Genomic DNA, 17881 nt, shown 5'->3' on the forward strand with positions numbered 1-17881 from the left:
TTCTACGCTTTTTATACGCCCCACAAAATCTTGCCATTGAATCATGTATAGCATCAAAAAAGGTAACAGCGACGGCGCTATGGGAAGTAAATCATTTAAAATAAAAACCATGAAATCATACCAAAACAATAAAACGAAAGCAATACAGAAGTTAAAAAATCAAAAAAGAGAAAACGCTCAGGATATAATAAGTAAATCAGTTTTCAAATGCCTGTTGATAGGGCAAAAATCAAATAGTAATAATTTAAATTTTAAGTCATGAGTACATTGAGAAACAAAGTGCAATTAATTGGAAACGTTGGCAGTGAGCCAAAAATCACAAACTTGGAAAGTGGTAATAAAGTGGCCCGTTTTTCCATGGCTACAAACGAATTTTACAGAAATGCGCAAGGCGAAAAAGTCCAGTCCACCCAATGGCACTATGTAGTCGCCTGGGACAAGAAAGCAGACATCATAGAACAGTATGTCCATAAAGGAAAAGAATTGGCCATAGAGGGCAAATTGATCTCTCGGAGCTACACCAATGAAATGGGGGTCAAATGTTATGTCACCGAAATCGTCGCCAATGAAATCCTTTTGTTGGGTTCTAAATATGAAACTGTTCCTACGAATGAAATCGAAGTAGTGGAAACCTCCGTAGAGAATCCAGATGAACATGGGAAACAAGATGTTACAGAAAATAAAAAACCACGGACAGGAAGAACATCAAGCCGTAAAAGTAACGCAGAAAAAGCAGCTTAAACGCACTGATTTTTTCAAAAGTAAAGAGGGCGAACCGTCTTAAGTAACGCCCTCTTTTTCATTATAAATCCTATAAAGAAAATACAATGAGAGAACAAGTTAACGAAATAAAAGTAAGCTACCATGAAAGCCCTACCACACTTTCTCGCTCAAAAATCACTTCCTCATCCGATGCAGCGGAAGTCCTCTTTTCATATTGGGAAAAGGACACTATCGGGCTTCGGGAATCCTTTAAGGTCGTATTGCTGAACAACAGCAATGCCATTAAGGGCATCTTTGAGATTTCCAACGGCGGTATCACAGGAACTTTAGTAGATCTTCGCATTCTTTTCGCTGTTATTCTGAAGTCACTTAGCGTGGGTATTATCCTCACCCACAACCATCCCTCGGGAACGCTCACGGCCAGTAAAGCAGACATCGAGATCACCAAAAAAATCAAACAGGCCGCAAGCTTTTTTGATATCAACCTTTTGGATCATATCATCCTTACACCTAATGGGAGCTATTACAGTTTCGCCGATGATGGTTTGATATAAGGAAGTACATATATTCTCCAACTAAATATCATCTATGGGGCGGTACGATGTACTGTCCCTTTTCATTTTCAAAAATTCAACAAACCCAAACAAACCCTAAGAATACTTTAAAACCTGCCTTACAAACATCTTAAAACCGATTCTTTTGGCATTGGAGCTATTCACTGCGAATAACTTGGTATTCGTATGGATTTTCGACCCGCGAGCGGGCGAAAAGGAATAGCAAGAGGGTAGCGCGCCAAGGCGACGCTACGAGTTTTATTTGCTTCGAAAAGCATTGAAAACAAAGGGGTTTTCGAAGATTTATGAGTAAGAACAAAAGATAAATTTTACTGTAAATCCCCTCAAAGCCCCTTTAAACACGAAAAAAAGTTACTGTAAACCATGGGGAAGAAGAATGGAACATATCGGTATTCAGCCATCAGCATCAAACATGCCATTGCTGTGCGGTTTCGTTCCTTCTCCAAAAAGATGGCCCAATCCCATTCGGAATGCTTGGAGTCCATCATGGACTTTTTTGAATGGCATGGCTTGGATCCCAATAAGAAATTTGGCAAGAGCATTATCCAAGAAATCCTGAAGAACCGACAACGCACGGAGACCTCCATCAAACGGAACGAGGCCACCATAGCCATTATCCGCGACATAGAAATCAACCAGACCAAGCCCAACAATGCCATGTTGTTGGCCCTCTTCGGGGAGGATGCCAAGACCAAAAAACCCATCCGAAAAGAGAAAAAACAGCTCGATAAGAAAATAGATGCAGCAGCTGAAATAGAACTCACCGTTCCCAAGATCCGCTACGAACGTCTTACCGAAAAATTGGAAAAAGTAAAACAGGATTATAGTCATGTACTGGACAGGGTAGAACTCGTCAAAGGAAGTTTTGGCAAGGCCTTTTTTAAGTTAGACCTCTCCCCTTCCGAGCTTGAAAAATTCAAAAGAACCCTCAAAAACAATGCGTAATGCACATCAATATCACCCCTCAAAAAATCGGCCCACAGCATGAAACTTACAACAGTAGCGTGACGGATTATGTGAACTATCTGGAGAAGGAAAACGAAGGGAAACACCCAGAACTGCAAGAGCATTTCTTTGATCAAAACAATGATAAAGTCAGTCCCCAAAGCGTCATTTCCGAAATCGATGGGAACACCAAAAAACTAAAAAAACGGGACCCAAAATTCTATTCCATCGTAGTCAGTCCCAGTACTAAGGAACTCAAGCATATCAACAACGACCCTGCCCTACTCCGTGCTTATACCCGTGAACTTATGAAGGACTATGCCGCCTCCTTTTACCGTGATCGAACAGTCTCCATTAATAATATCAAATACTATGCAAAAATTGAGCATGAGCGAACATTTCGGGGCTTTGAAAATAGGGTCCATGAGAACGCCCCTTATCGCAAGCAGATTGCCAAACTCCGAAACGATATGGTCAAGGTACGGCGTGGGGAATTGGAAGGAAACCTTAAAAAAATTCAACAGGAAATCGACCGATTGGTGGCCGAAGCGCCGCATAAGATCAATGGAAAGTTGGTGACCGAGGGCACGAAAAAGGAAGGCTTTCAGACCCATGTGCACATCATTGTCAGCCGCAAGGATGTCACCGATACCTACAGTCTTTCTCCCAATTCCCAGCATAAAAAAAACGTGACCATCCTCAATGGAAAACAGCAGAAACAGGGCTTTGACCGAAACCAATTCTTTGATGCGGCCGAACGACGGTTTGATAAATTATTTGGGTATGAACGGAGTTTTATCGACCGCTACAATGCCAAAAACCTTTACCGAAAAGACCCCAAGAAATTCTTTGCGCTGGTCGTTGGCCTGCCCACCAACGAGCGGGAACTGGCCTTAAAATCCCTGTACAAAATGGGCATTCCAACCAACCAAAAGGGTGTGACCTTAAAACTGTTCCGCAAGGCAGGGCTGAATGTTCCCAATATCCCAACTAACAAGGTACAGCTGGCCATGAAAGCCTTCAACCAACTAAAAAAGGGAATGAAACGCGCGATTGAATCAGGATCAATAGGCGTCTAAAAAATAGAACGATATGGAAAATTATTTGCTATTGACACTGTTGTTTTTTATAGGGATAGCCTTTGAATATCTGCTCATCCGTTTTCTGAAAAAAGGCTTTTATATCTCCATTTTGCTCTGGGTGGTATTGGCAGTAATCTTCTATTATTATTTTCCTACTACGTTCTTTTTAAAGTCGGTTTTGTATGGCGGACTCCCCCTCCTATTCTTGGCCATTCTCTTCTTCGTTTACGTGGCCAAAGAGGAAAACCCGACCAATATCCATGAAGAATATAGGGCCATTCTCCATACCAAAGGATTCCGTTTGGCCCTTGGCAACATCCGTCGAGGCATCTCCATTATCGGTTCGGCAGGGAGCGGAAAAACCGAAAGTGTCGTCCATGGGCTGTTCCAACATTTAGGGGCACACGGGTTCTGTGGGGTGATGCACGACTACAAGAATTTTGAGATTACCGAGATGGCCTATCCCATCTTTAACGCGACCGATAGGGACTTTTATATTATTTCCTTTGGGCCTATCTACAACCGTGTCAATCCCATTGCCCCTCGATATATTCCCGATGAGGAAAGCGTCCATGAAATCTCTCGGGTCCTCCTCGAAAACCTCTTGGAACTCAAAGAATCTGGAAGTACGGGAGCCTCAAAATTCTTTAATGATGCGGTTGAGGGGCTTATTAGTGGATTGGTCTGGCGATTGAAAGTGGACTATCCCGACTATTGTACCATACCCCATATGATTGCACTGTACCAACATCTGGATACTGTCGAATTGGTGGAGTTTTTGAGTGCCAATGTCACCTCCAAAGCGATGGCCGATGCCTTTATCAGCGGCGTGGATTCCGATAGGCAGACCGCCGGGGTTAAGAGCACCTTGGCCAATGCGTTTAAAAAGATCAGTACCCAAAAAATATTCATGGTATTGTCCGCCGATGAAGTGCCTTTGAACGTGAATGACCCCGAGACTCCCTCCGTTATTTCCGTAGTGAATGACCCAAAAAAAGAAACCTCGCTCTCCCCTGTCATTGCAACCATTATCCATTCCATTACCAAGCAAATGAGTGAACGAAACCGCCTGTCCTCTTTTCTTTTGATGGAGGAAGCGGCCACCTTACGACTGTTGAACATGCACCGCATTCCTGCCACCTTACGGAGCTATGACATCGCCATAATTTACGTTTTACAGGACAAGGTTCAGAACGGTATGATGTACGGTGACAAGGCCAGTAAGGCCATCTTGAGTAACCTATCCTACCAGTTTTTTGGAAAGGCCAATGACCCTGATACCGCCAAATATTATGAACGTTTCTTTGAAATCATAAAGAAGGAAACGCGAAGTATAAGCAAAGGGCATTCCTTGAATTTTGATACCCGTGTGACCCAAGGGGAAAAGGAAGTGGCCAAACGCAGAGCTGATGCATTCTATGGTTTACAACAAGGGGAGTTTGTGGTGTTCTTTGATGGAAAAGATAAAAAAATACGATTTAAATTTCCCAAAATAGTTCGGGAATTACCAAAACCATTATCAATTTCTGAGAGTGAATTGAAACATAATTTTGATAGAATCCATAGAGAGGCTCAATCAATTTTTAAATAATCCCTATATATTGTTGTATTTTTATTAGGATATTACCTACTTATATGTTGTATTCTATTTCAAATAGAATATTATATTCTTATTTTTGTTAAAATCTCCCCCCGACTTTATAATAACATTGATTAATTAACGTAGAGCAAAGGAGCATTTATTCTTTTGGTATAGAAGTAGATTCTGTTGGCTAAAATTCTTTGCAGTTTTGTTTAGGCTTAATATTATATAAAATACTTAAAATGAAAAAATCTATACTATTATTCTTGGCAATTTTAACCATTTCATTCAAGTTACCAGCTCAAGAAAAATCTTACGGCATAATTTCTACAACAATCGATGAATCTAAACAATTAGGTCTAATTGCTTATTTAAATACTATTAAAGAGATTTCCGAAAATAAAATCTTATGGTCAGAAGCAAAATACAATCAAAGAAAAAATAAAAGACTTGAAGAAATTAAAAAAGCCAAAGACTCAAATTCCATAAAAAACCTAGAATACCAACAGCAAAGTGATGATAGTCTGAGACAATCACTTCAAAATGATTATGCCCTTCTAAGATGGAAAAGTAACTTGTTAATTAATCAGCTATCTGCTGATATCATTGATAAAAACAGGATATCCATTTACAGAAACATGAATAAATACTTGGCGAGTGGTCAAGATATTTCTAGCAGACTAAAAAAATTCAAAGAACTCATAAAAACAATAGATGATATCTATTTCGAGGTAATATCATTTTCATATAAGATAGGAGGATTACAAAGTGTTGCAGGGGTACAAGAGATATTTACTTTAGCGGGAATCAATCCATACACAATTTATAAGGATATAAAAGCTTCGAAAGAAAAGAAATTAGCAACTCTTGTAGGGTATATTAAAGAAATGAAATTACAATCTTTATCTGAGCTAACTTCGGATAAAGAAGATGAAAATGAAGACGAAAAAAAGGATGAAGAATAATGTCTATTATTCAAAGAAAAGGATAAAAAATAGTTTGTTTTAATATAATGAGCATTTGAACAGGAATAATATCATTGGTATTAATAATGTTTGCTATAACATATTTTGCCATGCTAGGATTATATATATTAAAATCAAAACCTTAGATTAATGTTTTTCTTATAGTTTTCTACCCAATCAATTACGTTTCCATAATCTTTCAATCCTATTAAGTTTTTATGTCTTTTTTGAAACTTTTGGGCATCTTTAGTAAATCTAGATGTAGTGACCAACAAACTACTATTGGCTTGGTAGTCCAATAAGGTTCCATATAAATTTCTAACCAATGATACTCCTACAGGGTTGTTTGGTCTATATTTCTTTGCTTCTATCAAACAAACATGCTTTCCTAATAAAGTATGATTTGATGCAATAATATCCATTCCTCCATCTCTGGTTTGAGGGGTTAATTCAACTTTCCATCCCGACTCACTTATAATTTCTGCAATCAACCTCTCAAATTCTCTGGGTGATAGTTGATGAATATCTTTTGGGTTTTGTTTTATTTTTTCGATTAGCAACGATTCTACGGTCACTATACTGGGACGAACAGATTTTATTAGTTCATTTTCTTTGGCTTGGCTTCCTAAACTAAAATTTAACCTTAATGGGCTCTCGAGAAGGTTTTTAACTTCTTCAAATGAATATTTATTGAGATAATCATCAAACATTTGAAGTATGAGAGGATTTCCCTGAACTACCTTAAAAATTTCGGTTGAAAAATTAAGAAGTTGTTTCCTTCGTTTCAAAAAACCATTGGTCTCTTCATACGTAAAAGGTGATACCAATATAGCTTTGGAATGAAACGCATATATATACTCCCTAGATATGAGAATAACTTTAATCTTAGAATTGTTGTTTAAAAAATGAGTTATATTACTATTTAAGACTGCTGGATTCATTAAATCGGCATCATCTATAACCAAAATTTTTGTATCAGTATTGACATGCTTAAACAAATCGAACTTTCTATCTGGGTCAACAGAAAAATCTCCGAATAGAATTTTATTCGTTCTTTTTAACCGCGAATAATCTGCTAGCGAAACCCATTCAACAAAATTTTCTAGTTTATTGCTCCACAAAACTTGACGGGTGAGAGTAGTTTTTCCTACCCCTGCCGCTCCAAACACCTGTAAAAATCTCATTTCGTCACTTAAAACAAAATCTAAAACTTCATTTTCTAATCCTTTTCGAGCTATATAGGTATCGGGTATTTGATTCTTATTCATATATATAATAAATTCTTGATAATTGTTGAATTAAGCATACAATAGCTATAGCTATTAAAGTGTAATTTTCAAAGTTTAGGTTGGGGGGATAATAATAGCAGATGGTTACAAACAAATATCTGGAACAGTAAAAATACTAAAAGTCGTGATAAATTTGAATTATAGGTCGGAGTAACTAAATTGTATGGATAGCTCTTTAAATTGATATTTAATCTTGCTCTATTTCTTCCTCTATAGCTTCCAGTTCATCTATATTGAAAACACCAGAAACCACCCAATTGCATCTCGCTATTTTACGTGCTAATTCATTAAAATTTTCCTCGCTAAAATTAAATTCCTCTAATACAGGATACATCATAGTAGTAGCATTGTTTGTTCCATTATCGGCTCGATTTATATGTAATATGTCAAAGCCTTCGTCCTTAATCAAGAAAATTTCTACAGTATGTCCAAAAGAAAGAATATCAATTATAAATGGAATCTTGTTGCTATTAATCGAAAATTTAAATCCTGGTAGTATCAAACTTATGGGTAGTCCGCCACTCTTTAAATCCTCCAATGCGTCTTTAAAATTTTCACCCCCCCAAGTAAGCCCATCGAACTTAAACTTAGTTTTTCCTTTTTTTATTTGAGTTTCTCTCAAGATTAGTCTTTCCATGATAACCAACTCATCCCCATTTTCATATTTCCAATGCAAAAAAACTTTACCCAATATAGCCCATAATAAAACCTTCCTTCGCCTTTTATACACATATAACAAATGGCAACAAATGACTACAGACATCAATGGAAAAAACGTAAAGATTATTGGTAATTGAGTTTCTGCAATCCCTGTGGTTCTTTCAAAAAACATGAAAATTCCCAATGCCAATAGAACAATGGAAATAATGAAAACCCATGTGGCATTCTGGATTTGCTTTCTTGTTTTCTCTTTGGCTTTTCCAAGTACGTCCATTTCTAATTTATATAAGATATATCAAACCTTTTAATATACATAAATATAAAATACTGTCATTTATAGTTTTATACCTATTTTGATTTCTTTTATATATGGAGTCAGATATATTATTCGCCATATTTGGTAGTCTCACATTTTGGGTCACTTTTTTAGGTATAGCGTTTCGCCTTTTCAATTTGGATGCAAAGGAAGTTGAGAGAAAATTTAAGAGCCTATATGACAAAGCCGACAATGTATCCTTTTCAATTTGGAACACATTTAAAATAGTACTTCAAAATATTATTACCTTATTGAAACGGCAAGGAATCCTGAAATTGATTCTTGTAGCAATATTACCAGCCCTAGTCTTAATGACTTTGGTTCATTATGATACCTATCGACAATGGCAGAACAATTCTGAAAGAATTGATACCCAAATCAGGGAGCTAATAAAAGATTTTAACCCTGACTACTTCGCATATACTGGAAATAAATTGGGAAGAAAAAAATTGATTAAGGCGTTTGATAGTAGCACTCATGATGGTATTACCATATATTATAATAATGACCCTGAATCAAAAAAACTCCGTAAAATTTGGTCTGAGTTTAATCAAAAATTCAAGATTGTATTACGAGAGAATAGGCTACAGAAAGAGAACTATCTTGAAATGGCATATGGAAAAGCATACTCAAATCCATATTGGATGGATAATCAGCGTAAACAATTAATCCCAAGCATAGCTATAACCTGTATAATTGCATTTATTCTCGATTTCCTATCCATACTTTCTCTTACATTAATCATGGAAACAGAAAATACAAATGAACCAACCTTCTCTAAAGGAATAGGTCTGATATTCCTTTTATTGAATTTTCTAGGATTAGCACATTGGACACTATATTATCAAGGCAACGGAATTGGAATTTTACGGCCAATTTTGTTCATATCACTGGTAATTGCAATTCCAAGTCTAGCTTTTTATTTTGCAACAGCTGCTAAAACTATAAAGGCGTTAATTCTAAAGATTTTACTTTTATTAGTACTTGCTTATCCATTTTATATTATCATGAAAATGTTTATAAATGAAATATACATTTCATTCTTCGATTTAGCACACGGAGTATCTAACGAATCCATTCTATTAGGAATCACAACTATGTTTCCGCTAATAATTTTAATAACTATTTTTTTCATCATTTGGATTACGAAAATTCTATTTCGTACCTTAAAAACACTTTTGCTTGGTCAAATATATGGCGTAGCTATACTTTCAGGTGGTACTTTTATTGTGGGGTTTTTAACCATACTCGTAACGATAACAACCCTAATTTACTTTTTATTAAAGCATTTTTTGGTCGAAGCACCAAATTGATTTTGATTTTTACATTTCAAAAAAGAATAAACCAAACTATTTGCGTTTATATAGCATATTAATCACAAATAAAAATGGCTAACTCAAAAAACGCTGGCAAAGGATTTGAACGACTCGCAGAATCTTTGTTTAATAAACTAATTGAAAACTCTGAATATGAAAGTGTTGAAAGAGATGTTCAATTACAGGGAAAAGATGGTTTGAGACAGGTTGATGTATTAATTAGAAGTAAAGTCGCATCATTTAATATGCTGACTGTAGTAGAATGTAAAGACCATAATAGAAAGTTAAGCATAAGTGTTGTAGATGCATTTCATTCTAAATTACTTGATATTCAAGCAAATAAAGGCATTCTAATCTCTAGGTTAGGATTTTCAAGCAAAGCAATCTCTAAAGCAAAAAGGCTAGGGATTTCTTTATGTACTGCGCATAAAGCACTTAGTCCCAAATGGATGCCCGATATAGATATACCAGTTATTATTGAAGAAATACAACCAATTGATATTAATTTAGAATTTACTGGGACAATGGAAAAGGGGAATTTAATTTCTCAAACCTCAATACCCTTGATTAACGGAATTGATGTTACTGATTTGGTAGATAAAAAATGGAAAGAAGGAACACTAAAATTCGACAAGACCAACCGACCTCAAAAATTGGTATTGGAAGAATTGTCCAAACCATATATAACCAATTTATCAATAAACAATTCAGGTAGTTCAACAAGTGAAATAAGTGAAATAAGTGACTTGGATATTTTTTTTAGAGTCCGCATTAGATATTTTCAAACAAGTCTTAGCAAACTAAGAGGGACTGAAATATTAAAAGATATTACTGAGCAGAAATTAAAAATATTCTTAGAAATACACTCAGTTGAAAAATTAATAACAGGTCTAAAAGAAATAAAGAAAAATGAAATAGCAGGATTTATAGGTTTAAGAATCTCTCTAAATATTAAACCAAATTTAGTTGATAAACCACAAAAAATTGAATTCCAAAAATTGAAATCAAAATGATACCGAATTTGAAAAAACCAATTTAATATTTAAGTATAAATAAAAAGACTATCATAAATCAAAGTAGATAAATAATAGTCTTTTTGTAGTGATTTAACTTTCACCAATAATTTATGCTTAGACAAACGTTTCAATTTTGCTTAAAGCCATATTAACACAGCTTTATCGTCCTATTTAAATTATCCGCATTGTTTTGGAGTTTTCTATGCACTATGTTGATTTTGATTTAAGGTGTTCTGTAACTTATTCATATCATCCCTAAGTTTCTTCTCGACAACATTCGCATAGATTTGTGTAGTAGAAAGTTTGGTATGTCCCAATAGTTTAGAAACAGTTGCAATAGGAACACCATTTGAAAGTGTAACAGTAGTTGCGAAGGTGTGTCTGGCAACATGGCAGGTTACTTTAAAATCTATATTACATATTGTAGCTATATCTTTAAGATATTGATTCATTTTTTGGTTAGAACATACAGGTAAAAGCCTTTCTGAATTTTCAAAATTTTCATACTTCTTTAAAATGCTTACAGCTTTGTCTAAAAGAGGGACTTTAACAGGTTCATCACTTTTCTCTCTGTATAGGGACAACCATAAATTACCGTCGATTCCCATAACAACGTTATCTTCGGTCAACAATTTTACGTCGATATAAGATAGACCTGTATAGCAACAAAAAATAAAAACATCCCTAACACGATTAAGTTTTTCACTTTCTAATACTACCGTTTCTACATCATTTAGTTGTATTTCATTTAAGTAATTGTTCTTGAATTTGGTATAACTCAATTCATATTTCTCAAATGGATGTTTAGCAATCCAGTCTAGTTTTGCAGCAAAACTCATTAGCTTATTGAGTCGCTCTAAATGCTTCATAATCCCATTATTTTTCAATGGTTGCTTTGTATTTAAATGATTCTTTGAATCAAGAAGAAACAATTCAAAATCAACAATGAAACTGTATTGAATGTACTCTAATGGCAAATCCGAAGATTTAAAATTTTTCTCCATAAAGTCGCTCAAATATTTTTCAGTAGTGGTGTAGTTTTTTAAAGTCCCTTCCGCAAGTTTAACCTTGTTTTTAGCATAATGATATTTAGATAAGCCAAGCAAAGTTTCGTTACTATGGTCTGTTCCTTGATAACGTGCTTTAAGGGATTGAGGAGTAATATATTTACCCTCACGTTTAAGTTCTTTATAAGCTTCTTTTAAATCTACTTTGATAGTATCCAGTTCATCATTTATAGCCCTCGCATTCGAGGTTCTACCAACTACCCTATTCATTTTACCATCCCATTCTTCTGGAAGACTCCAAAGTTCAGTATTAAATTCTGTACGCTTCCCATCTAAAGTAATTCTTACATAGATGGGTGCAATGTCATTTTTCATTCTGGATTTTACCAGACGAAATAAAATTTTGAAAGTTTTTGAAGTTTGCATTTTCTTTCGTTTTAGGTTAAACATCCTAACACGAAAGTTAAATCACTGAGAAAGGCTTGCTTTCTTTATAAAAGGTAAGGAAAAAAATAAATCTGGTGTGTTGGTTCTGTTCCCGAATTGTTCCCGATTTATTTGATTTGAAAACTAACTAAATGATGACAAAAAAAAATTAAAAATCTGAAAATCATTTAGTTAGCAATCAATTAAAATCATTTAAAATGATTTTGTCGGGGTGGCAGGATTCGAACCTGCGACCTCCGCGTCCCAAACGCGGCGCGATAACCGGGCTACGCTACACCCCGAATTGGTTATCCTTGTAATTAAAAGAAAATTGCGGAGAGAATGGGACTCGAACCCATGCGACACTTACGCGTCGACAGATTAGCAATCTGCTCCGTTACCACTCCGGCACCTCTCCAATAATCTTACTTGTGTATGAACCTACGCAAAACGCGGATGCAAAAATACCCTTTCATTTGTAACATCGCAACTATTTTTTGATTTTTTTAAACCGTAATTATTTAGTACATAAATTACTCAGGGTACTCCACCCTTAAATGGTAAATATTGGTCAGTTTTTGTTTTAAAACCTTCTTTACCATTTCTATTTCTTTAAGGGTAATATTGGCGTTTAAAAATTGATTGGCCTGCATTTGCCCTTTTACAATTTTTTCCACAAATTCATCAATAATGATGTAAGTTGGGTTCTTTAAACTTTTTGAGGCCGCTTCAACAGAATCTGCTATCATTAAGATTGCAGTCTCCTTAGAAAATGGAATAGGACCTGGATATCTAAAATCTTTTTCGTCTACCGCTTGTTCCAATTCCTGTTGTTTCTTAAAAAAGTAAAAAACCAAGGTTGTACCGTGATGCGTTCTTATAAAATCTATTATCCTATCTGGAAGTTTATTTTTTCTTGCTATTTCAATTCCATGTATCACATGATCAATAATAATCTTTGCGCTTTCCTTAGGCGGCAAATCGTCATGCGGATTCACGCTTGTTATTTGATTTTCAGTAAAAAAACTAGGCTTGCCCATCTTTCCAATATCATGATACAAGGCCCCTACCCTAACCAACATAGCATTAGCCCCAATTTCGTTGGCAGCTGCTTCTGCAAGATTGGCTACCTGAAGGGAATGATGAAACGTGCCAGGAGCCTTATCCGATAATTCCTTTAACAACTTGGAATTGGTATCTGAAAGCTCTAAAAGCGAAACATCTGATATTAAACCAAATATTTTTTCATACATATAAATAAGAGGTTGCGCAAAAAGCGTTAGAAGTCCATTTAAAATAAAGACTCCAAACAATATCCATTCAATATTTTCAAGATTGCCCTCATGTATTGCATGAAACGCAAAATACCCAATAATGTATATCAACGTAATCTGCCCTACTGAGATAAAAAGATTGGCACGTTTATAAAGTTCTGATGCGGTTAAAATGGTTACAATACCAGCAATAATTTGTAAAAAGATATATTCAAAACTATTGGGAACCACAAACCCAAGTATAAGAACGGTTAGCACATGAACAAACAGCCCTAGTCTAGCATCAAAAAAGTTTTTAAGGATTAAGGGCAGAATGCAAAGAGGTACAACGTAAACATAGCTCTCATTGTTCTTCACCATAAGTGTGGTTGCAAAAACCATTAGCAATACATTCACAAAAATGAATGTGACCTTATTGTTATTCTGGAAGATTTCACTGCGATACCGCTTTAAGAAAAGGAACAACATAATTAATACTAAAGCCACCAAAATGGTATACCCTAGAAGAATGAAATAATAATTATCTCCTCTCCATAGTTCCGATTCATATTCTTCTTTCAAAGAATTAAGGATTTTAAAATTTTCCGCCTCGACCACTTCACCCTTCGCAATAATTAGTCTCCCTTCTGAAACTTCCCCTCGTGTAAAAGAAATTTTGGATAATTCTTCCTCCAAGGCTCTTTCGGTAAGTGCTTCATCAAAGAAAACATTCGTTTCTATTACTCTAACTATCAACGTTTCCAAAACTTCTTTCGCTGGAGTTCTTTTAGTGGATAAAATTGATGAAACTCTTTTCTTGGACTCCGGTAAATCCATAAAGCTATTAGAGCCTAGGGGTCGTGCTTCATTATTCTTAACAAGTAAAATGGAACTTGAAGTTGGCAAATCTTGGAACACGCCTACTCCATAAATACTATCTACCACCTCCAATCCTGTATCCAGTATAATTTTTTGTTGAGGGCTTGGATAGGCACTTTGCGCAAAAAAACCATTTAAATCGGTTTGCAATGCTTTTTTAGCCGCGACAGGCACATCTCCATCAAATGTGTAGTAATCCGTTTTATTATCGCGGAGTGAACGTTGCTCATCGGCAATTTCTGCTTCCGTCTTCTTTATAGAGAAATCAATGGGAGCATATAGGTTTTCATACTGCCAAGGCTTTCCTTTCTGAAATTCATATTTAAACTTACCACCCTTTGGGAAAAAGAATACAATAAGTGCAACGGAAACTAAATATAGAAAATACTTGTATGCAAGTGATTGATGCTTGTAAACATTATCCAAAGTTTTTCCCATTCCGTGTACTGTTAGCATCAAAAATAGAAAATATAAATAAGAAGTGGTCCTCCCTTTATAGACTAGAGCTTTGCATTTAATTTTAGTATTTTCGCATTAGTAAAAATGCATACATGAATAAAGTCGTTATTGTTTCAGCTGTTAGAACGCCAATTGGAAGTTTTATGGGTTCATTGTCCAGTGTTCCTGCACCTAAATTGGGTTCAATTGCTATAAAAGGAGCATTGGAAAAGATAAATTTAAAACCAGAACAAGTAGAAGAGGTTTTAATGGGCAATGTTGTACAAGCAGGAACTGGCCAGGCTCCTGCAAGACAAGCCGCTATATATGCTGGAATTCCCAATACGGTTCCCTGCACCACAATAAATAAAGTATGTGCTTCTGGCATGAAAGCCATAATGCAAGCAGCGCAATCCATTGCTTTAGGAGAAAATTCTATTGTAATTGCTGGAGGTATGGAAAACATGAGCCTTATTCCCCACTATACTTATATGAGAAATGGCGTGAAATTTGGACCTGCAACTTTAGTGGATGGCATGCAAAAAGATGGATTGGTGGATGCATATGATCAAAATGCCATGGGTGTTTGTGCAGATGCGTGTGCCACAGAGCACAATTTTAGCCGGGAAGAACAAGACGCCTATGCAATTCAATCCTATAACAGGTCGGCCGAAGCATGGAAAGCTGGCAAATTTGCCAATGAAGTTGTTCCTGTGGAAGTTCCCCAACGCAGAGGGGAGCCAATCATTGTTAATGAAGATGAAGAGTATACCAATGTGAAAATGGAGAAAATCCCTGCCTTAAGACCTGCCTTTACTAAAGACGGCACCGTTACCGCGGCCAATGCTTCAACCATCAATGACGGTGCAGCAGCTGTGGTGCTTATGAGCGCAGATAAAGCATCTGAATTAAATCTGATTCCTTTAGCTACAATAAAAGGTTATGCTGATGCAGCACGCGAGCCTGAATGGTTTACCACCGCTCCAGCAAAAGCCTTACCGAAAGCTTTGGACAGAGCCGGAGTACCTATGGAAGATATTGAATTCTTTGAGTTCAACGAGGCATTTTCTGTTGTTGGTCTTGCCAATATGAAACTTTTGGGCTTAAAAGATTCCAATGTAAACGTAAATGGCGGGGCTGTTTCATTGGGGCATCCTTTGGGTTGCTCCGGAGCACGAATTACGATTACCTTGCTTAACATACTTGAGCAGAACAATGCAAAATTTGGTGCCGCGGCCATTTGTAATGGTGGGGGTGGTGCTTCTGCAATTGTTTTAGAAAGAAATTAATTTATTCAAGCTCATTAAATAGATGCAATACGGAATTTGCCATCTAAGTATTGTTCCCATCAGAACACTCGCTGATGATAGCAGTGAAATGATCTCTCAATTAATGTATGGAGAACATTTTAAAGTTTTGGAGTATAGAAAAAAATGGAGCAGAATTAGAGTTGCATACGACCATTGTGAGGGTTGGGTTTCCAACAATCAAATTACTTTAATACCCGAAGAAGAATTTGACATACTTAATTCCGAAAAAAATAAAAGGTTTTCTTCGGATATCATTTCTCATATATGTACTGAAGATGAAATGCTGATGCCCATTCTAATTGGGTCTATGGTCTCTAAAACAGCCCCCTTACAACACATTTTTGAAGGGAATTTTATTGAAGGTGCAAACAAGAAATCCAGTTTGGTAGATATAGCGTTGTTATACTTGAAATCACCCTATCAGAGCGGTGGAAAAACTCCGTTTGGTATAGATTGTTCTGGATTTACCCAAATGGTGTATAAGATAAATGGGCATGCGCTAAAAAGAAGCGCGGAACAACAATCCAAACAAGGTGAAGCTTTAAGTTTTATAGAAGAAAGTGAAGCCGGAGATTTAGCTTTTTTTGATAATAATGAAGGAATTATTGATCATGTCGGGATTATTTTAAAGGACAACTACATCATTCATGCTCATGGTCATGTACGCATTGACCGTATTGATCATACCGGCATTTTTAATGCCCATAAAAAACAGTACACCCATAAACTAAGGGTGATAAAAAAAGTGATATAAAAAAAGCTCCACTTGGTGGAGCTTTTTTTAATTTTTACTGCTGAAGAAATTATTCTCCCAATAGCTTTTTTATTCTCATAAAATTTTCAGTATCACCCAAAGCACCATATATGTTCTTTAGTTGAGCCAAAACACTTTGATTATCAGGGTTTGTTTTTAATGCATCCTCCAAAATTTTTGAGCCTTCTAAAAACAAATTATCTTTTTGCTCTTTCAATTCATCATATCTAGCAATATCTGATCTTGAACTACCAAGAGTATTCATTTCATCAATAAGACCATTACCCTCGTTTACATAAGTAGTTGAAAGGTTCAATAGTGCATTAATGTAACCAGGATCAATAGCTAAAGTCTTTTTGTATGCTTCTCTTGCATCTTCTAAATTACCTTGCTCCATATTTATAACTCCAATGTTGTAAAGCAAATCAGCGTTATCAGGAGCCATATCAGAGGCTTGAGCCATCAATTCTTTAAATTTTTCTTTATCCCCCATGGCATAGTACAAATTAGCTTCACCTAAAACTAGGTTAACATCATTTGGATCTACCGCTCTTGCATCTGCATATGCTGCTAGGGCTTTATCATTATCACCTAATTGTTGGTTTATTAAGGCAATGTTTTTTACAATTTCAGCCTTTTTAGAAGGAGACTTTTCTTCTTTTGGATCCTTATGAGTTCCAGCTTTTACATAAAGGTCTCTGGTATTCTTATCCATAGTCTCAACCTCACCGGTTTCAATATTAACCGCAGTGAAAGTAACATCACTACCATCATAGCCAATTTCCTTAAGCTCATCATAGTATTCCAATGACTTTTCATAGTTTTGGCCATTTACGGCGCTACTGGCTGCGTAGTACAAATAAAGCGTATCCGTTGGGCTCAATTTATATGCTTGGTATAATTTTTCCGCCGCTTCTCCAAACTTTTTCTCATTGTTGTCCTCCACAGCAGCATTTACCAAATCAGCTGTTATTTGAGCCAAGTTCTGTCTAGCTATTGTAGTATATTTTTCTTTACCGGCCGCTTCCTCAATCGTAATGACTTTATTGAAAGCATCAATTGCAGGTTGAAAAGCTGTAGCATCTCCTTTTTTGGCCAAGTCAGAATACGTATTACCCTTAACGGCGTAATATTGTGCTTGTATTTTGGCATCAGCGGCATCAATTAAAGATGCAGCTCCTTCCAAAGCGGTCTTAGCACTCTCGGAGTCTCCTGTTTTAAGTGCTTTTTCTGCTGCCTTGATTTCATTTTTTTGGGAAAAGCCCATCGTAGAAATCCCTATGGCTAGTAGTATTAAAACTTTAGTCTTCATTTTAAATGTAATTATAATTATTAGTGTTTATGT

The 17881-nt window shown here is 36.0% G+C and carries 15 protein-coding genes and 2 tRNA genes; 10 read left to right on the plus strand and 7 right to left on the minus strand.

The annotated features are described in order from the left end of the window. Positions 1–258 precede the first annotated feature (258 nt). From LV704_RS01095 to LV704_RS01120, 6 genes are all read left to right on the plus strand, one after another. Positions 259–741, plus strand: coding sequence for a single-stranded DNA-binding protein (locus LV704_RS01095; protein ID WP_163423446.1), 483 nt, complete (start codon positions 259–261; stop codon positions 739–741). A gap of 86 nt (positions 742–827) precedes the next feature. After that, entirely contained in the window at positions 828–1277 is a 450-nt protein-coding gene (locus tag LV704_RS01100; RefSeq protein WP_163423445.1) for a RadC family protein, read from the plus strand. 384 nt (positions 1278–1661) lie between these two features. Next, positions 1662–2243, plus strand: coding sequence for a BfmA/BtgA family mobilization protein (locus LV704_RS01105; protein WP_163423444.1), 582 nt, complete (start codon positions 1662–1664; stop codon positions 2241–2243). After that, positions 2243–3322: a MobB family relaxase gene (mobB, locus tag LV704_RS01110; protein WP_163423443.1), complete on the plus strand. Its 1080-nt coding sequence runs from the start codon at positions 2243–2245 to the stop codon at positions 3320–3322. Before LV704_RS01105 ends, mobB begins: the two co-directional genes overlap by 1 nt. A 13-nt stretch (positions 3323–3335) precedes the next feature. Continuing rightward, positions 3336–4916 carry a type IV secretory system conjugative DNA transfer family protein gene (locus tag LV704_RS01115; RefSeq protein ID WP_163423442.1) on the plus strand — a complete coding sequence of 527 codons (1581 nt, stop codon included), beginning with the start codon at positions 3336–3338 and terminating at the stop codon, positions 4914–4916. Between the two features lie 233 nt (positions 4917–5149). Continuing rightward, positions 5150–5872 (plus strand): hypothetical protein, encoded by a 723-nt coding sequence (locus tag LV704_RS01120; RefSeq protein ID WP_163423441.1) that lies wholly within the window; start codon positions 5150–5152, stop codon positions 5870–5872. Positions 5873–6006: 134 nt separating this feature from the next. On the opposite strand, the gene LV704_RS01125 is transcribed toward LV704_RS01120, so the two are convergent. Continuing rightward, the gene (locus LV704_RS01125) at positions 6007–7140 is read right to left on the minus strand and encodes a restriction endonuclease (RefSeq protein ID WP_163423440.1); all 1134 of its coding nucleotides are present in this window, start codon (positions 7138–7140) and stop codon (positions 6007–6009) included. A 208-nt stretch (positions 7141–7348) separates the two neighbouring features. After that, positions 7349–8095 (minus strand): hypothetical protein, encoded by a 747-nt coding sequence (locus LV704_RS01130; protein ID WP_163423439.1) that lies wholly within the window; start codon positions 8093–8095, stop codon positions 7349–7351. A 95-nt stretch (positions 8096–8190) separates the two neighbouring features. Here LV704_RS01130 and LV704_RS01135 point away from each other — a divergent pair, with 95 nt between their 5' ends. Together LV704_RS01135 and LV704_RS01140 are read left to right on the plus strand one after the other, a co-directional pair. After that, positions 8191–9450 carry a hypothetical protein gene (locus LV704_RS01135; protein WP_163423438.1) on the plus strand — a complete coding sequence of 420 codons (1260 nt, stop codon included), beginning with the start codon at positions 8191–8193 and terminating at the stop codon, positions 9448–9450. 74 nt (positions 9451–9524) lie between these two features. Then, entirely contained in the window at positions 9525–10466 is a 942-nt protein-coding gene (locus LV704_RS01140) for a restriction endonuclease (protein ID WP_163423437.1), read from the plus strand. Between the two features lie 203 nt (positions 10467–10669). On the opposite strand, the gene LV704_RS01145 is transcribed toward LV704_RS01140, so the two are convergent. The 4 genes from LV704_RS01145 to LV704_RS01160 form a co-directional block, all read right to left on the minus strand. Then, the gene (locus LV704_RS01145; protein ID WP_163423436.1) at positions 10670–11902 is read right to left on the minus strand and encodes a site-specific integrase; all 1233 of its coding nucleotides are present in this window, start codon (positions 11900–11902) and stop codon (positions 10670–10672) included. 227 nt (positions 11903–12129) lie between these two features. Then, a tRNA-Pro gene (locus LV704_RS01150) sits at positions 12130–12204 on the minus strand. Positions 12205–12236: 32 nt separating this feature from the next. After that, positions 12237–12320 (minus strand) — tRNA-Ser (locus tag LV704_RS01155). 115 nt (positions 12321–12435) lie between these two features. After that, a complete protein-coding gene (locus tag LV704_RS01160; RefSeq protein ID WP_163423435.1) occupies positions 12436–14472 on the minus strand; it encodes an HD family phosphohydrolase in 2037 nt (678 codons plus the stop codon). A gap of 113 nt (positions 14473–14585) precedes the next feature. Between LV704_RS01160 and LV704_RS01165 the strand changes: the two genes are divergently transcribed. Together LV704_RS01165 and LV704_RS01170 are read left to right on the plus strand one after the other, a co-directional pair. Next, the gene (locus LV704_RS01165) at positions 14586–15761 is read left to right on the plus strand and encodes an acetyl-CoA C-acyltransferase (RefSeq protein WP_163423434.1); all 1176 of its coding nucleotides are present in this window, start codon (positions 14586–14588) and stop codon (positions 15759–15761) included. 22 nt (positions 15762–15783) lie between these two features. Then, positions 15784–16536, plus strand: coding sequence for a C40 family peptidase (locus LV704_RS01170; RefSeq protein WP_163423433.1), 753 nt, complete (start codon positions 15784–15786; stop codon positions 16534–16536). A 49-nt stretch (positions 16537–16585) separates the two neighbouring features. On the opposite strand, the gene LV704_RS01175 is transcribed toward LV704_RS01170, so the two are convergent. Then, positions 16586–17848, minus strand: a complete 1263-nt coding sequence (locus LV704_RS01175; protein WP_163423432.1) for a tetratricopeptide repeat protein — start codon at positions 17846–17848, stop codon at positions 16586–16588. Positions 17849–17881 lie beyond the last annotated feature (33 nt).

This window comes from Flagellimonas sp. CMM7, from assembly GCF_021390195.1.
In the GTDB taxonomy this organism is placed as follows: domain Bacteria; phylum Bacteroidota; class Bacteroidia; order Flavobacteriales; family Flavobacteriaceae; genus Flagellimonas.

What these genes read in the sequence shown, in the direction of transcription:
- LV704_RS01095 (WP_163423446.1), top strand. Translation starts at nt 259, where the DNA reads ATGAGTACATTGAGAAACAAAGTGCAATTAATTGGAAACGTTGGCAGT.
- LV704_RS01100 (WP_163423445.1), top strand. Translation starts at nt 828, where the DNA reads ATGAGAGAACAAGTTAACGAAATAAAAGTAAGCTACCATGAAAGCCCT.
- LV704_RS01105 (WP_163423444.1), top strand. Translation starts at nt 1,662, where the DNA reads ATGGGGAAGAAGAATGGAACATATCGGTATTCAGCCATCAGCATCAAA.
- mobB (WP_163423443.1), top strand. Translation starts at nt 2,243, where the DNA reads ATGCACATCAATATCACCCCTCAAAAAATCGGCCCACAGCATGAAACT.
- LV704_RS01115 (WP_163423442.1), top strand. Translation starts at nt 3,336, where the DNA reads ATGGAAAATTATTTGCTATTGACACTGTTGTTTTTTATAGGGATAGCC.
- LV704_RS01120 (WP_163423441.1), top strand. Translation starts at nt 5,150, where the DNA reads ATGAAAAAATCTATACTATTATTCTTGGCAATTTTAACCATTTCATTC.
- LV704_RS01125 (WP_163423440.1), bottom strand. Translation starts at nt 7,140, where the DNA reads ATGAATAAGAATCAAATACCCGATACCTATATAGCTCGAAAAGGATTA.
- LV704_RS01130 (WP_163423439.1), bottom strand. Translation starts at nt 8,095, where the DNA reads ATGGACGTACTTGGAAAAGCCAAAGAGAAAACAAGAAAGCAAATCCAG.
- LV704_RS01135 (WP_163423438.1), top strand. Translation starts at nt 8,191, where the DNA reads ATGGAGTCAGATATATTATTCGCCATATTTGGTAGTCTCACATTTTGG.
- LV704_RS01140 (WP_163423437.1), top strand. Translation starts at nt 9,525, where the DNA reads ATGGCTAACTCAAAAAACGCTGGCAAAGGATTTGAACGACTCGCAGAA.
- LV704_RS01145 (WP_163423436.1), bottom strand. Translation starts at nt 11,902, where the DNA reads ATGCAAACTTCAAAAACTTTCAAAATTTTATTTCGTCTGGTAAAATCC.
- LV704_RS01160 (WP_163423435.1), bottom strand. Translation starts at nt 14,472, where the DNA reads ATGGGAAAAACTTTGGATAATGTTTACAAGCATCAATCACTTGCATAC.
- LV704_RS01165 (WP_163423434.1), top strand. Translation starts at nt 14,586, where the DNA reads ATGAATAAAGTCGTTATTGTTTCAGCTGTTAGAACGCCAATTGGAAGT.
- LV704_RS01170 (WP_163423433.1), top strand. Translation starts at nt 15,784, where the DNA reads ATGCAATACGGAATTTGCCATCTAAGTATTGTTCCCATCAGAACACTC.
- LV704_RS01175 (WP_163423432.1), bottom strand. Translation starts at nt 17,848, where the DNA reads ATGAAGACTAAAGTTTTAATACTACTAGCCATAGGGATTTCTACGATG.